1 protein-coding gene is annotated in these 550 nt (G+C 63.5%); it reads right to left on the bottom strand.

Annotated elements, in window-relative coordinates; translation table 11 throughout:
• Window positions 1-550: phosphotransferase (locus BK660_RS30750; RefSeq protein ID WP_148057506.1), on the bottom strand; the 550-nt coding region annotated here is incomplete at both ends.

The raw sequence follows: 550 nt of genomic DNA, 5'->3' as shown, positions 1-550 counted from the left end.
GGGTTGACCGCGTGGTAAGCCTGAACCGCCGGCAGAATGACAAACGGATCGCCACCGGCGTGATGCAGCAACGCCGCACAAGTCACCGACAGATCGCTGATGCGCCAGGTGCGTACCAGATCGCCAAAGTCGATCACGCCCTGCAATTGCCAGTGCCGCTGGGCATCGCGCGCCCATACAGCGTTGTCATCGGTGATGTCCATGTGGATCGCCTGCACCGGCAGTTTGCCCTGCAACGGTTGCAAGCGGCGCTCGGCCTGTTCTGCCGCATCGGCAATCAATGCGCGTTGCTGCTCATCCTTGATCACCGGCAGCAGATGGCTGATCAGTGCGCTGGCGTGGCGCGCATCCCACTGCAACGTGCGCTCAAGGCCCGGATGGTCGAACCCGGCCAGCGCCAGATCCATCTCACCGCAGAGCCGGCCGAACCCCGCCACCACATCACGACCCAAGTGATCGAGATGCGTCAGCGGCTGGCCCTCGATGTAATCCAGCAGCCGCACATGAACCGCTTCGCCGCCGACTTCCAGCGACAGCAGATCCTCGCCAT

Source organism: Pseudomonas brassicacearum (assembly GCF_003732265.1).
GTDB lineage: Bacteria > Pseudomonadota > Gammaproteobacteria > Pseudomonadales > Pseudomonadaceae > Aquipseudomonas > Aquipseudomonas brassicacearum_D.
The sequence above is the reverse complement of the archived record's forward strand: the minus strand, read 5'-3'. Positions and strand labels throughout refer to the sequence as shown.